Here is a 13898-nt window from a genome sequence, read left to right on the forward strand (position 1 = left end):
GTCTTGAACGGCTCAGTCTTGGACGGTTCAGTCTTGGACGGCTCAGTCTTGCCCGGCTTCTTGCGTCCACGTCGCTGGTCGCGGCGGTGGCCATGGGCCTCGGCGGCTGCACGGCGATGCCGAAACTCTCCGACGTCACGGGCTCGGTCGGGCCGCGGGCGGAAGCCGCTCCCACCGATCCCGCGCGCGCTGCCGAAGTTTATGGCGAGCGCTATCGCGCCAATCCCAAGGACGCCGATGCGGCGCTCGCCTACGGCCAGGCCTTGCGCGCCAACGGCCAGCACGCCCAGGCCGCCGCCGTGCTCGAGCAGGCGACCATCGCCAATCCCGGCAACAAGGCGCTGATGGCCCAATACGGCCGCGCGCTCTCGGACAACGGCAATTTCCAGCAAGCCTTCGACGTGCTGTCGAAGGCGCATTCGCCCGACAACCCGGATTGGCGCCTGCTCTCGGTGCAGGGCACCGCGCTCGATCAGATGGGCCGTCACCAGGAAGCGCGCTCCTATTATGCGAGCGCACTCAAGATCGCGCCTGGCGATCCCGGCGTGCTCTCCAATCTCGGCCTGTCCTACATGTTGTCGCGAGATCTGCCGAAGGCCGAAGACGCGCTGCGGCAAGCCTATGCCTCGCCGCGCGCAAACGCGCGGGTACGGCAAAATCTCGGTCTGGTCGTCGGTCTTCAGGGCCGCTTCGCCGAAGCCGAGAGCATCGTGAAGGCGGACCTGCCGCCGGACCAGGCTGCGGCCAATGTCGCCTATCTCAAGGACATGCTGACCCGCAGCGACGTCAAGCGGGGTGCGCCGAAGCGGACTCCGGTCGCCTCGCTCGGCCAGCCCGACTGATCAGACGCGATCGTCCAATCCTGAAGGCAGCCGCGGACCTTGCGCGGTCCGCGTCGAACGTCATTGCATCTCGGTGACCTTGATCCCCGTCGGTCCGAGGATGACGACGAACAGCACCGGCAGGAAGAATAGGATCATCGGTACCGTCAGCTTCGGCGGCAGTGCCGCGGCCTTTTTCTCGGCCTCGTTCATGCGCATGTCGCGGTTTTCCTGCGCCATCACCCGCAAGGAATGGCCGAGCGGGGTGCCGTAACGCTCCGCCTGCTGGAGCGCGAGACATACCGACTTGACGCCCTCGAGCCCGGTGCGCCGCGCGAGGTTCTCGTAGGCGACCTTGCGATCCTGCAAATAGGACAGCTCGGCCGTGGTCAGGGTGAACTCCTCCGACAGCGCGATCGACTGGCCCACGATTTCGACCGCGACCTTCCGGAACGCCATCTCGATCGACATGCCGGATTCGATGCAGATCAGGAGCAGGTCGAGCGCATCGGGAAAGGCGCGCTTGATCGAGAGTTGGCGCTTGGAGATCGCGTTCCTGAGGAACAGCATCGGCGCTTGAAGTCCGAGATAGGCCGCGCCGACGCAGATGCCGATCTTGATCGGCATCGACTGCTGCATATGCGCGATCAGGAACACGTAGATGATCGAGCCGACGAACAGCACGATCGGGGCAACCATGCGGGCAAACAGGAAGGTGATGTAGGGCGCCTGGCCCCGATAGCCCGCCATGATGAGCTTGTCCCGCGCAGCTTCCTGCGCGAGCCATTTGGTCAGGTTGAAGTCGTCGACGACCTTCGAGACGAGCTGCTTCGGCGTCTGGCGCAGCGAGACTTTTTCGCTCTTGTGGAGGCGCTCGCGCTCGCGCTGCCGGATGCGCTCACGCTCGTTCGCCACCGCCTTCATGCGCTTGGAAAGGCCCTCGCCGGCGAACAGTGGCATCACCAGCGTATAGACGGTGGCGCTGGCGGCGATGGCCGCCAGCAGCATCGTCATGAAGTGGACGTCGTGAAGTTTCGCAATGAGGAACTCTACCATAAGGCACCATCAGAAGTCGAAATTGATCATCTTCTTCATCACCATGATGCCAATCGACATCCAGACGACGCAGCCGACCAGCATGAGCTGGCCGGTGGGATGAGTCCAAAGCATCGAGATGTATCCCGGCGTTGTGAGGTAGACGAGGAACATCACGATCGGCGGCAGCGAGCCGATGATGCCGGCCGAGGCCTTGGCTTCCATCGACATCGCCTGGATCTTCTCTTTCATCTTCTTGCGGTCGCGCAGCACCTTGGAGAGATTGCCGAGTGCTTCGGAGAGATTGCCGCCCGATTTCTGCTGGATCGAGATGACGATGCCGAAGAAATTAGCCTCGGGCAGCGGCATCCGATCGTAGAGTCGCGTGCAGGCCTCGCCGAGCGGCATGCCGATCGCCTGCGTTTCGATGATGGACAGAAACTCCGAGCGTAGCGGCTCTGGCGCGTCGGCGGCGACAACTTTGATCGATTCGAACAGCGGCAGGCCCGCCTTGATGCCGCGAACGATCACGTCGACCGCGTCGGGCAGGGCCTTCAGGAATTTGGCTTCGCGGCGCCTCTTCAGGAAGCCCAGCGCCCAGCGTGGCAGACCGAAGCCGCCGGCGAAAGCGAGTCCGGCGGCACCGAGCAGGCCGCCGCCGATGAACAAGGCGACTGCGAACAGCACGCCCGCCACGACGGCGGACACGATCCAGAATTTCTGCGGTGCCCAGTCGAGGCCGGCCTGCGACAGGCGAACACTGAGCGGTACGCTCTTCTCCTGCAGGCGCCGCGCCTCGAGATCCTTGAGCGAGGTTTCGACCTGCTCGCGGCGCGAGCGCTGCGTCTTCTCGGCCGCGCGGGCCGTGGGCGCCTCTGCCCGCGAGATCGAGGCGCGGCGGCTCTCGGCCTTCCGTTCCCCGGACAGCATTGGATAAAGGAAGACCCAGGCGAGGCCGCCGACGGCCGCGGTGGCAAGGAAGGCGAGGGCAAGGACTTGCATGTTCATGGCTGCGCTGACCTGCTCACGTCGTGGGCGCCACTTCCGCGGCGTCGAGCGCCGCGGCAAGGCGCTTCTCTTCGCCGTAATAGCGGGCGCGTTCCCAGAACTTCGGGCGGCCGATTCCGGTCGACCGGTGCCGGCCGATGATCTTGCCGTTGGCGTCCTCGCCGACCATGTCGTAGAGGAAGACGTCCTGGGTGATGATGGTGTCGCCTTCCATCCCCATCACCTCGGTGATGTGGGTGATGCGGCGCGAACCGTCGCGCAGGCGCGCGGCCTGGACGATGACGTCGATCGAGGCGCAGATCATCTCGCGGATGGTGCGTGAAGGCAGGGAGAAGCCGCCCATCGTGATCATCGATTCGCAGCGCGATAGTGCCTCGCGGGGATTGTTGGCGTGCAGCGTGCCCATCGAGCCGTCATGGCCGGTGTTCATGGCCTGGAGCAGGTCGAATGCCTCGGGTCCGCGGACTTCGCCGACGATGATGCGCTCGGGACGCATACGCAGGCAGTTGCGCACCAGCTCGCGCATGGTGACCTGGCCCTCGCCCTCGATGTTGGGCGGGCGGGTTTCCAGTCGGACCACGTGGGGCTGCTGGAGCTGGAGTTCGGCGGCGTCTTCGCAGGTGATGACACGCTCGTCGTGCTCGATGTAGTTGGTCAGGCAGTTGAGCAACGTGGTTTTGCCCGAGCCGGTGCCGCCGGAGATCAGCACGTTGCAGCGGACGCGGCCGATGATCTGGAGGATTTCCGCGCCCTCCGGCGAGATTGCGCCGAACTTGACGAGCTGATCGAGCGTCAGCTTGTCCTTCTTGAACTTGCGGATGGTGAGCGTGGGGCCGTCGATCGACAGCGGGGGCACGATGGCGTTGACGCGGGAGCCATCGGCCAGGCGCGCGTCGCAGATCGGCGAGGATTCGTCGACGCGCCGGCCGACCTGGCTGACGATACGCTGGCAGATGTTGAGGAGCTGCTGGTTGTCGCGGAAGCGGATACCGGTGCGTTGGATCTTGCCGGCGACCTCGATGTAGACAGTGTCGGCGCCGTTGACCATGATGTCGGCGATGTCGTCGCGCGACAACAGCGGCTCCAGCGGACCGTAGCCGAGGACGTCATTGCAGATGTCGTCGAGCAGCTCTTCCTGCTCGGCGATCGACATCACGATGTTCTTGATCGCGATGATCTCGTTGACGATGTCCCGGATTTCCTCGCGCGCGGACTCCGAATCGAGCTTGGCGAGCTGGGCGAGGTCGATGGCCTCGATCAGCGCGCCGAAGATGGTCGCCTTGACCTCGTAATAATTGTCCGAGCGGCGGGCTTCCATGGTCGGCGCAGGCTTCGTCGGGGCAAGCGGCGGAGAGGAGACGGCCGGCGGCGGCGGCACGCGCGACACAGCGGGCGCCGAAGCCTGGGCAGGCTCTGACGACACGGCACCGGGCTTCGGGGCCCGAGGGTCGGTGTCTGTTCCGCTACGCTTACCGAACACTTAAGAACTCCATGCGGCGACCTATTTTCCCCGCAACTTCTCAATCAGGGGTGAAAGCAGGGACGACTTTTGCTTCTTCGTTTCGCTGCGGCCGGTCAGGCGCTGGGCGATCTGAAGGAACATCTCGATTGACTTATGGTTGGCCGAGATCTCCGCGATCATCTGGCCGTTATTGGCCGCTGAGCCGAAGATCTGCGGCTCGAACGGGATCGAGACGACCGGCTGGCTCTCGATCGCCTTGGCGAACTCCGCCGCGGCGATTTCGGGCCGTTTCGGCACGCCGACCTGGTTCAGGCAGTAGAGCGGCGGACGGTCGTTCGGGCGCGCGGCCTTCAGGAGATCGAACAGGTTCTTGGTGTTGCGCAAATTGGCGAGGTCGGGCGCCGCCACGATCAGGATGTCGTCCGCTCCGATCAGGGCGCGTTTTGTCCAGCCCGACCATTGGTGCGGAACGTCGAGCACGATGCAGGGCATGGTGGAGCGCAGCGTGTCGAACACGGCATCGAAGGCGTCGGCGCCGAAATCATAGACCCGGTCTAGCGTCGCCGGCGCCGCCAGCAGGCTGAGGTGGTCGGTGCATTTCGACAGCAGGCGGTCGATGAAGGCGGTATCGACGCGATCGGGCGAGAACACGGCGTCGGCAATACCCTGCGGCGGATCCTGGTTATAGTCGAGCCCGGCAGTGCCGAAGGCGAGGTCGAGGTCGGCGACGACCGCATCCATCGCGAGATCGCGGGCGATCGCCCAGGCGACGTTGTGGGAGATGGTTGACGCGCCGACGCCGCCCTTGGCGCCGACCACGGCGATGATACGGCCGACGGCCTTGGCCTCCGGCGCCGAGAACAGGTTGCAGATCGAGCGCACGACGTCGATCGCGCCGACCGGCGCGAGCACGTAGTCGCTGACGCCGCGGCGCACCAGCTCGCGGTAGAGCATGACGTCGTTGATGCGGCCGATCACGACCACGCGGGTGCCGGCGTCGCAGACGGTCGCGAGATGATCGAGCCCGCCCAGGAGGTCGTTGCGGCCGTCGCTTTCGAGCACGATCACGTTCGGCGTGGGTGCCGAGCGGTAGGCTTCGACCGCAGCCGCCATACCGCCCATCTGGATCTTCAGATGGGCCTTGCCGAGACGGCGATCTTCGCCGGCCGACTGCACGGCGGCCGCCGTTTCCACGGTCTCGCAGAAAGCCTGGACGGAAACGCGGGGCGCAGGCGCAATATGCTCCTCGGCCGGCGGGAGCGATGCCTCGGACTGCTCTTCTTGGGGCTGGCGGGCGTAGCTGATCATTTGCCGGTGTCGCTGAGTTTGGCCCTGTCGGCCTCAGGATAGGCGACCGCCGTCGGCATTCCCTTGCGATACTTCTCGAACGCGGCGGTGCGACGCGGCGTGTAGGACGGCGTTTCGGGCCGCGGCTGCTCGAGATCCGACGGATTGTCGACCATCGCCGCAAGGTTGCGCTGATAAGCGCAGCCGTAATTGTAGTAGTCCTTGTTCTCGAACCAGCTCTTGTTCTTCATCGAAGGGCCGATGTCTTCCGGCCACAGGCCGCAGGGACCCGCGACCGCGGCGATCTTGGAATAGGTGAGTCGGATCGGCGGCAGGAAGCGCTTGTCTTCCGGCTGGTAAGAGCGGGCGCTGACGCCGCGCGGCGGAACGCCCGCCGCCGACAGAATCGCCTGGATTTCACGCATGGTGTCCGCGACCGGACGCGCGTTGGGCGTGCCGGACGGCACGTCGATCCGGATCGCGCCGGTGCCTTCGTGCATCCAGGCCGACGCGACGCCCATCACGTCGGCGCGCTGGGCGGCGGTCAAGCCGCCACGGGCGTGGCCGACGAAGACGACGATGGAGCGATTCTGCTCCTCGATCGCGATCGGATGCCGCTGCTTGTAGTCGTCGGGAATGGAGGCCGTGACCGCTTCGTCATGCTGGCAGCCGCCAAGGGCGAGCGCCATGCCGACGAGCGCGCCGCCGAGGTGGATGGCGCGCCTGCGAATCTGGGGTGGTCTAGTGATCTTCATGAAGTCCCCGTTCCGCCTCAGTCGGTGATGAAGCCGTAGGTGCCGCGGTAGTTCTTGGCCGGTTCGGTCCGGCCGGGCACGCCGTAGATGCGGTTGATGTTGCCGAGCAGTTCGGCCTGCGGATCCGCAGGCGCGGAGAAGCCATCATCCGGCCGCGACAGATCCTTTTGCGCAACTGCGCGAACGATATAGGGCGTCACGATCACGACCAGCTCGGTCGCGTTGTTGACGAAGTCGCGGCTGCGGAACAGCGTGCCGAGGACCGGGAGCTGCATCAGGCCCGGCAGTCCGCTGACCGCCTGCTTGGTCTGCTGCTGGATCAGGCCGGCCATAGCCATCGCACCGCCGGAAGGAATTTCCAGCGAGGTTTCTGCGCGGCGGGTCTTGATCGAGGGCACCGTGAGCGAGTTGACCGAGGACGAGGTCACGGCCTGGGACAGCGTGATCGCGTTTTCGTTGGAGAGCTCAGAGACCTCCGTCATCACCCGCAGGCTGATCTTGCCCTCGGTGAGAACGACGGGGGTGAAGTTGAGCGAGATGCCGAACTTCTTGAAGCTGATCTGGGTGGTACAAACGTGCGTGGTGGGGTCGCACGCGTAGCCGGCCGGCACCGGGAATTCACCGCCGGCGATGAATGTTGCCGATTCACCGGAGATCGCGGTCAGATTCGGTTCGGCCAGCGTCCGGATCACGCCCGCGGTTTCCATCGCACGCAGGGTCGCCTGCACCGACGGGGCCCCGCCGAACTTGGTGGTCAGGTTGTTGCCGTCGACGAGGTTGTGGCCGAGAGCGGTGAACGGATTGGAGTTGCTGAAGCTGACGACCGAGGTGCCGTAGCTGAGGTTGGCGGTGAGGTCGATTCCGAGCTGCTTGATGATGCTGCGCTGCACTTCGGCGACAGTCACCTTGAGCATGACCTGGTCGCGGCCGCGGACCACGATCGAGTTCACGACCTTCTCGGGGCCGCCCGCGAGGCGCACGGCGAGGTCGTTGGCCTGCAGGGCTTCGGCGGGATTCGCGGCCGAGCCGGTCAGGATGATGCCGTCGCCCAGCCCGTCGATCTGGATGTCTGAGTTCGGCAGGATCTGCTTCAGCGCGGCCCGCACGCCGTTGAGGTCGCGCTTGACCGCGATGTCATAGGCCGCAATCTGCTGGCCGGCGGAATCGAAGAACACGATGTTGGTCTGGCCGATCGCGGCGCCGATGATGTAGGCGCGCTGCGCCGAGCGGACGACCGCATTGGCGATCTTGGGATCGGCGACAAGCACGTCCTTGATGTCACGCGGAAGGTCGATCACGATCGACTTGCCGATGCCGAGCGAGAGGAATCGCGCGTTCATCTGACCGTCGGCCGCAGCCTGCGCCACGGGGCGATAGTCGGCGGCGACCACAGGGGTCAGCACCGGGTTGAGCGCGAGCGCGACGGTGGCCGAAAACGACAGGGCGCGGACCACAGAGGTTCGCATCGTCGCCAAGTTCGCCCTGCATTTCATATCGACAGTCCTCATCGTGCCTTCGCCGTCGAGCTTGGGATACCGTACCGAATGATCGAAATGCCATCGCGCTTCTGCGCGGAATCATCGAGCGTGATCTCGCTCAGCTTGACGTCGACGATGCTGCGCAACGCCAGCGACAGCGTGCCGCTCTGGCGTGCGGAGGAGAGCGTCGCAGTCTGCGCAGGATTGAGCTCGAGGGTGACGGTCTTGCCGACCACCGCGTTCTGCCCGTCCTTCTCCTTCGGCGCCTGGTCGATGGCCAGGACGCGGATATTGGCCAGGATGATCTCGGATGTGATCACATCGGGGGCGCCGCTGCTCTGGTCCGGGTTCTTGAGACGGCGCGTCAGAAGCACGTCGACGCGGTCGTTGGGGAGGATGAAGCCGCCTGCGCCGGTTTCCGGCGAGATCTCGGTCGAAATCGCCCGCATGCCGGTGGGCAGGATTGCCGCCATGAAGCCGGAGCCTTCGGCCTTGACCAGCTTCTGGTCGCGGATCGGCTCACCCTGGATGAAGGGAGATCGTGCGATCGAGCCGGTGACCTGGGTTACCCCCTCGGGGCGCTCGTTGCGGCGGATGAAGGTGGTGCTGGCGGTCGCGGACGGCCAGGTCTGCCATTGCACGTCTTCCGGCTTGACGGTCTGGCCGAGGCCGATGTCGTTCTTGGCGACCAGCACGTCGACGGTGGGAAGCTGCGCGACCGGAGCCGGAGGCGGCGCAGAATTGTCCGAGCCGCTCGCCAGATACGCGGCGACACCGCCGGCGCAGATGGCGACCGTCAGGACGACAATGCGTGCCCTATTCATACGCTTCACTTTCCAACAAACGCCGCGACGCTGACGCCGCCGTAATCGGCAGTTGACCAGCTATTCGTCAAAGCATGGTTAATGAGGCGTATCTAAATCGCCTTAACGCCGGGTTGACCCGATGCGTTCAGCGCAATGCGAGGTGAGCGAGGTCGATCGCCTTCACCCATTCGGTCTCCGGGTAGACCATCAGCGCACTCATTGCGAGCGCGATGCCGTAGGGAATGCCGCTCTCCTTGGCGTGCAGCCGCGCGAGCCAGGCTTGGCCCGCCAGCCCATAAGGCAGCGGCCATTGCCGGAACTGGAGCAGGAGCAGCGTCAGCGCCCCGCCGAACAGCGAGGCGTAGAGCAGGAAGTTCATCAGCTGTGCGAACCCGAACCAGAGTGCGACGGAGGCCGCGACCTTGGCATCGCCACCGCCGACCCAGCCCATCGCAAAACAGGTGAAAGCCACGACCAGGACGAGCGCGCCTGAGCCGACATGGCTCAGCATCTCGTAAGGTGCCATGCCACCGGCGAGAGCAAGCGCGAAAAAGCCGGCGACCAGCGCCAGCGATACGCGGTTGGAGATCGTCATCGTGAAGAGATCGCTCGCGGCGGCAAACGCCATCAGGGCAGGGAAGAGCAGAAGGCGCGCAAGGTCGAGGATCATGGGCTGCGTCTTGAGGCCTGGGTTTGCCGCGGAGCTGGCGTCGCCGGATTCTAGCCGGCAGTGCTAAACAAACCGAAAACGGCGGCAGCGGTTCGATGGGCGGAACCAGCCGAAGGCGTGCTCACCAGAGGGAGGCGATGCGTGCGGCGAGCGCGACGGTCGCAAGCAGCAGGGCCAGACAGACCCAGTAAGCCGGCGAGCCGGTCTGCGCGGCCTCCGCCGCGTTTGCCGCGACCGCGGCATCGGTTCTGTACTTGCTCAACGCCACTGGAACTCGCGGTCTGAAAAACAAAGGCCCCGGAGGCCCGGGGCTTTTGCCGTCGTTCGTCGATCGCTTACTTCAGCGAGCTGCTGATCGAGTTGAACTTGGCGTTCAGCGTGCTGCCGAGATTGTTGACGACGGTGATGATGGCCAGCGCGATGCCGGCGGCGATCAGACCGTATTCGATGGCGGTGGCGCCGGATTCATCCTTCGCGAAACGCGCAATCAGGTTCTTCATGAACAAAACTCCATCTGGGGTGGGATCGCCTCGTTCGGCGTGTGCTTGACGCAACGACCATGAGATCCGAGCTCTTTCGGGAGAGTTAATTCGATCGGGCAAACCCGCTTGCCGCTGGCCAGAGTGAATTTCGCCTTAAGGCAGCCAGCTGCAATCGCTCCAGTTCCCGATGTGCAGCAAGCGCAGCTCCGGCTTCACCGTCCCTTAAATTTGGGGGAGTACGCGTAGGCGGGACCAGCAATTCGCAAGAGAGGCGACAATGTCGAGCCTGCCCATGGAAATCGCCCTGATGCTCGGCGAGACCATCGCGAAGGTGATCCCCACGACTTTCGCGCTCGCGGTGGTCTTCACCGTGCTCGAGCACGTCTGGGCCTGCAATCCCGGCGTGCCCTGGTGGCGCAAGCGGGAGATCGTCACGGACATCTGCTACTGGTTTGTCGTTCCGGTGTTCGCACGCGTCATGCGGATCAGCCTTCTGATCGTCGGTGCGAGCTTCGTCTTCAACATCCATGATGCCGACGGGCTCATCGCCTTCTACGACAATGGCCACGGCCCGCTGGCGCTATTGCCGCTCTGGGTCCAGGCCGTGCTGTTCCTGGTGCTGTCCGATTTCATGCTGTACTGGCTGCACCGGCTGTTCCACGGCGGCGGGTTCTGGAAGTACCACGCGATCCATCACTCCTCGGAGGAGATCAGCTGGATTTCCGCGGCCCGCTTCCATCCCGTCAATCTCGTGCTCGGTACGATCGCGGTCGACGTCGTGCTGCTGATGGCCGGCATTTCGCCGAACGCCATGGTCTGGCTCGCCCCGTTCACGACCTTCCATTCGGCCTTCGTGCACGCCAACCTCAACTGGACCTTCGGGCCGTTCAAATATGTGCTGGCGACGCCGGTGTTCCATCGCTGGCACCACACCTCCCTCGCAGAGGGCGGCGACACCAATTTCGCCGGCACGTTCCCGATCTGGGATGTGCTGTTCGGCACTTTCCGCATGCCCGCGGGGCAATTGCCGCAGGATTACGGCAAGGATGAAGCCACCATGCCGAAGGAGATCGGAGGGCAGCTTGCCTATCCGTTCCGCCGCTAGGTTCTCGAGGGCCGCGAAATGCCAGTCCGTTCAAACAATAGTCGGCGAATTTGCGGAACGTTCACGAATTGAGGGCAGGTTAGCCGGGTCGGGCACCGGCTCGGCTGTATCTGATTGCTTCTGCCGGTTTGTGACGTCCCGGGGGTAAGAGTATGCGTAAACAACTGCTGCGCCGTCATGCGCGCGTCTGTCTTCTGGTTGCGGCCGCGGTGCTGGCATCGCCGGCTGCTGGCCTTGCCGAGCCGACCGCAGATGCCATTGCCGTGAATGTCGACCAGGCCAAGCTGGTGCGGTTGCCTGGCAAGGTGGCGACCATCGTGGTCGGCAATCCCATGATCGCCGACGTCACGCTCCAGCCTGGTGGCATGATCGTCGTGACCGGCAAGGGCTATGGCGCCACCAATTTCATCGCGCTCGACCGAGGCGGCGAGATCCTGGTCGACCGCCAGATCCAGGTCGAAGGTCCGAGCGATCGGCTCGTCACCGTCTATCGCGGGATCGAGCGCGAGTCCTACAGCTGCATGCCGGTTTGCCAGCGTCGCGTGACGCTCGGCGACAGCGACACCTATTTCAACAACACGATGAGTCAGGCCGGTTCGTTGAGCAGCACGGCCAGCGGCAATGCTGGTGCGGGCGCCAAGACGAACTGAGTAAGACGAACTGAGTAAGACCAACCAGCGAGTTTGATTGGCGGGTTTGCCGAGGCAAGGATCGCCCCGGGCCGACGCGGGCGCGTGAGTTTCTCTCTCCGTATGCTCGTCTCAATGCTCTCGTCTCCTTGGCCTGGGTCGTTCACGGTTAACGCGCCCTTAATGGTCCGGGCCGCCGGGTGTGGATCGCCTGAAACACTTAAACAATCAGTTTCCGCTATTGAACATGGCAGATGATTGCTGCTGCTGGGGAATTTGATGCCTTCGCCTGCACCTACGAGGTTCACGCTCCTCGCCATGCTGCGCCGGTTTCGCGGCAGTCGCCGCGGCTCCGCAGCCGTCGAGTTCGCGCTGGTCGCACCGATGTTCTTCGCGCTGCTGTTCGCCGTCATCGAGACGGCGCTGATGTTCTTGGCGACCCAGGTGCTCGAGAGCGCCAGCCAGAATTCCGCGCGGGTGTTGCTGACGGGGCAGGCGCAATCCGGTTCAGTGGCGGCCTGCGCGGTGTCCGGCGTGAGCACGCCCTGCTCGCAAACGACGTTCAAGGCTTACGTCTGCAGCCAGATCCCAGCGCTCTTTGATTGCACCAAGCTCTACGTCGATGTTGTGAGTACAAACTCGTTCGGAGCACTAAGCCTCACCAGCTACGGCAATTCCTGCAGCTTCAACCCAGCCGGCGTGCAGTACAATGCCGGGGCCGCCGGCCAGGTCGTCGTGGTGCGCCTGTTCTATCAGTGGCCGCTCATCGTCACCGGCCTTGGCTTCAACATGGGCTGCAGCAACAAACGGCTGCTGGTCGCGACCGCGGCCTTCAAGAACGAACCTTTTTGAGACAGATGGATTCGAGCGAGCCGATGCAGCCGATTGCACATATCTGGAGGAATACCGGTCACTTCGTGCGTGACTTCGTCGCCGACAAGCGCGCGCTCGCGGCGACCGAATTCGCGGTCATCGTGCCGCTGATGCTGGTGATGTTCTTCGGTACCGTCGAATTTTCATCGGCCGTGGCGATTGATCGCAAAGTCACGATGATTGCACGGACACTGTCCGATTTGACGTCGCAGTCAACGTCGCTCGACGCTGGTGACTTGCAGGACACGTTCACGGCAAGCATTTCGATGATCATGCCTTACGACGCTACGCTCGTGAACGGCACGGTTCTTCAGATCTATATCGACTCGAGCAGCGTCGCCAAAATTAAATGGAGCCAGTCCGCCACCATTGCCAACGGTGCGACGCAGGCCACGCTGACGGCTCCGCCCTCGGCTCTGGCTGCTGGTACCACGGTCACCTCGATGGTTCCGTCGACGCTCTTGATCCCGAAGACCTACCTCATTTACAGCGAGGCGAGTTACCTCTACACGCCTTCCGTCAAATTTGTTCTGAAGTCGGGCATCATGCTGAGCGATGTCTCCTACACGCGTCCGCGCCAAGTCACCTGCGTTCCTTACAACGGCGTACCGTCGCTGCCGTGCCCCCTGAACTAGAAAAAAGGCCGGGCATTGCGCCCGGCCTTTTCTTTTGACTTGTTCGCTCGAGCCGATCGGGGCCGTAAGCGGTAGGCTCAACCGGCGGAACGAAGGTTGTCCGCTGCCGACTTGCCGGAACGGCGGTCGGCCACGATCTCGTAGGAGATCTTCTGACCTTCGCGCAGCGTGCCGAGGCCTGCACGCTCCACAGCGCTGATGTGGACGAACACGTCCTGGCCGCCATCGTCGGGCTGGATGAAGCCGAAGCCTTTGGTCGCGTTAAACCACTTCACGGTTCCCATGCTCATGGGGGTAGTCCCTTCTCAGATAACACAATGTCAGAGCCCGCTCGCGCGGACAGGTTAGATCGAATTTTTGGAAGGGTCGTCAGCGTGTCTGAACCGGCTGTACCGGTGGATGCTAATGTCGTCCGGCCGAAAATCGATTAATTCATTTTATTGGAAACAGAACCCCAAAACAATGCTGGCGTGCACGATTTTTTGATCCGCCGTGATGCTCACGGCGGATCAGCATACAGGTCGGAACTTCAGGTCCGCGCTCGCGCGCTGAGCCCCCGACTAGCGGCGACGGAACTGGCCGCCGCGCTGTCCGGGGCGCGGAGGTCCGCCCATCCCGCTCGGACGTTCGTCCTTGTGGCGGAAAATCAGCCGGCCCTTTTCGAGGTCATAGGGCGACATCTCCACCGTCACGCGGTCGCCCGCCAGAGTCTTGATGCGGTTCTTCTTCATCTTGCCGGCGGTGTAGGCGACGATCTCGTGTCCGGCGTCGAGCTGCACGCGGTAGCGCGCGTCGGGGAGGATTTCGGTGACCAGTCCTTCGAACTGGATCAGCTCTTCCTTAGCCATGAAT

The 13898-nt window shown here is 63.8% G+C and carries 17 protein-coding genes; 5 read left to right on the forward strand and 12 right to left on the reverse strand.

Annotated features, from left to right (window positions below; translation table 11 throughout):
• The first annotated feature begins 92 nt into the window (after window positions 1-92).
• Window positions 93-842, forward strand: a complete 750-nt coding sequence (locus AC0L3J_RS13980; RefSeq protein WP_473347473.1) for a tetratricopeptide repeat protein — start codon at window positions 93-95, stop codon at window positions 840-842.
• Window positions 843-902: 60 nt separating this feature from the next.
• On the opposite strand, the gene AC0L3J_RS13985 is transcribed toward AC0L3J_RS13980, so the two are convergent.
• From AC0L3J_RS13985 to AC0L3J_RS14030, 10 genes are all read right to left on the reverse strand, one after another.
• Entirely contained in the window at window positions 903-1877 is a 975-nt protein-coding gene (locus AC0L3J_RS13985) for a type II secretion system F family protein (RefSeq protein WP_456766331.1), read from the reverse strand.
• A 9-nt stretch (window positions 1878-1886) separates the two neighbouring features.
• Entirely contained in the window at window positions 1887-2864 is a 978-nt protein-coding gene (locus tag AC0L3J_RS13990) for a type II secretion system F family protein (protein ID WP_473290377.1), read from the reverse strand.
• 16 nt (window positions 2865-2880) lie between these two features.
• Window positions 2881-4344 carry a CpaF family protein gene (locus tag AC0L3J_RS13995; protein ID WP_473347378.1) on the reverse strand — a complete coding sequence of 488 codons (1464 nt, stop codon included), beginning with the start codon at window positions 4342-4344 and terminating at the stop codon, window positions 2881-2883.
• A 21-nt stretch (window positions 4345-4365) separates the two neighbouring features.
• Window positions 4366-5634 (reverse strand): CpaE/TadZ family protein, encoded by a 1269-nt coding sequence (locus AC0L3J_RS14000; RefSeq protein WP_027570198.1) that lies wholly within the window; start codon window positions 5632-5634, stop codon window positions 4366-4368.
• Window positions 5631-6368: a CpaD family pilus assembly protein gene (locus tag AC0L3J_RS14005; RefSeq protein ID WP_456766328.1), complete on the reverse strand. Its 738-nt coding sequence runs from the start codon at window positions 6366-6368 to the stop codon at window positions 5631-5633. The genes AC0L3J_RS14000 and AC0L3J_RS14005 overlap by 4 nt, the downstream gene beginning before the upstream one ends.
• Window positions 6369-6385: 17 nt before the next feature.
• Window positions 6386-7861, reverse strand: a complete 1476-nt coding sequence (locus AC0L3J_RS14010) for a type II and III secretion system protein family protein (protein WP_473347379.1) — start codon at window positions 7859-7861, stop codon at window positions 6386-6388.
• Between the two features lie 11 nt (window positions 7862-7872).
• Window positions 7873-8670 carry a Flp pilus assembly protein CpaB gene (cpaB, locus tag AC0L3J_RS14015; RefSeq protein WP_027570201.1) on the reverse strand — a complete coding sequence of 266 codons (798 nt, stop codon included), beginning with the start codon at window positions 8668-8670 and terminating at the stop codon, window positions 7873-7875.
• 127 nt (window positions 8671-8797) lie between these two features.
• On the reverse strand, window positions 8798-9322 hold the full coding sequence (locus tag AC0L3J_RS14020; RefSeq protein WP_027570202.1) for an A24 family peptidase: 525 nt from the start codon (window positions 9320-9322) through the stop codon (window positions 8798-8800).
• Window positions 9323-9443: 121 nt separating this feature from the next.
• Window positions 9444-9584, reverse strand: coding sequence for a hypothetical protein (locus AC0L3J_RS14025; protein ID WP_197031224.1), 141 nt, complete (start codon window positions 9582-9584; stop codon window positions 9444-9446).
• A gap of 73 nt (window positions 9585-9657) precedes the next feature.
• Window positions 9658-9822, reverse strand: a complete 165-nt coding sequence (locus AC0L3J_RS14030) for a Flp family type IVb pilin (protein WP_456766327.1) — start codon at window positions 9820-9822, stop codon at window positions 9658-9660.
• A 259-nt stretch (window positions 9823-10081) separates the two neighbouring features.
• On the opposite strand from AC0L3J_RS14030, the gene AC0L3J_RS14035 reads away from it, so the two are divergent.
• From AC0L3J_RS14035 to AC0L3J_RS14050, 4 genes are all read left to right on the forward strand, one after another.
• On the forward strand, window positions 10082-10909 hold the full coding sequence (locus AC0L3J_RS14035; RefSeq protein ID WP_473347380.1) for a sterol desaturase family protein: 828 nt from the start codon (window positions 10082-10084) through the stop codon (window positions 10907-10909).
• Window positions 10910-11061: 152 nt separating this feature from the next.
• Window positions 11062-11559, forward strand: coding sequence for a pilus assembly protein N-terminal domain-containing protein (locus AC0L3J_RS14040; RefSeq protein ID WP_027570204.1), 498 nt, complete (start codon window positions 11062-11064; stop codon window positions 11557-11559).
• 258 nt (window positions 11560-11817) lie between these two features.
• Window positions 11818-12390 carry a TadE/TadG family type IV pilus assembly protein gene (locus AC0L3J_RS14045; protein WP_473347381.1) on the forward strand — a complete coding sequence of 191 codons (573 nt, stop codon included), beginning with the start codon at window positions 11818-11820 and terminating at the stop codon, window positions 12388-12390.
• 5 nt (window positions 12391-12395) lie between these two features.
• Complete coding sequence (locus AC0L3J_RS14050; protein WP_473347382.1) at window positions 12396-13046, forward strand: TadE/TadG family type IV pilus assembly protein; 651 nt, start codon at window positions 12396-12398, stop codon at window positions 13044-13046.
• A 77-nt stretch (window positions 13047-13123) separates the two neighbouring features.
• On the opposite strand, the gene AC0L3J_RS14055 is transcribed toward AC0L3J_RS14050, so the two are convergent.
• Window positions 13124-13336, reverse strand: coding sequence for a cold-shock protein (locus AC0L3J_RS14055; protein ID WP_007599788.1), 213 nt, complete (start codon window positions 13334-13336; stop codon window positions 13124-13126).
• Window positions 13337-13606: 270 nt separating this feature from the next.
• Window positions 13607-13894: a translation initiation factor IF-1 gene (infA, locus tag AC0L3J_RS14060; RefSeq protein ID WP_007599789.1), complete on the reverse strand. Its 288-nt coding sequence runs from the start codon at window positions 13892-13894 to the stop codon at window positions 13607-13609.
• Between the last annotated feature and the right edge of the window lie 4 nt (window positions 13895-13898).

Source organism: Bradyrhizobium sp. Kon37 (assembly GCF_055807535.1).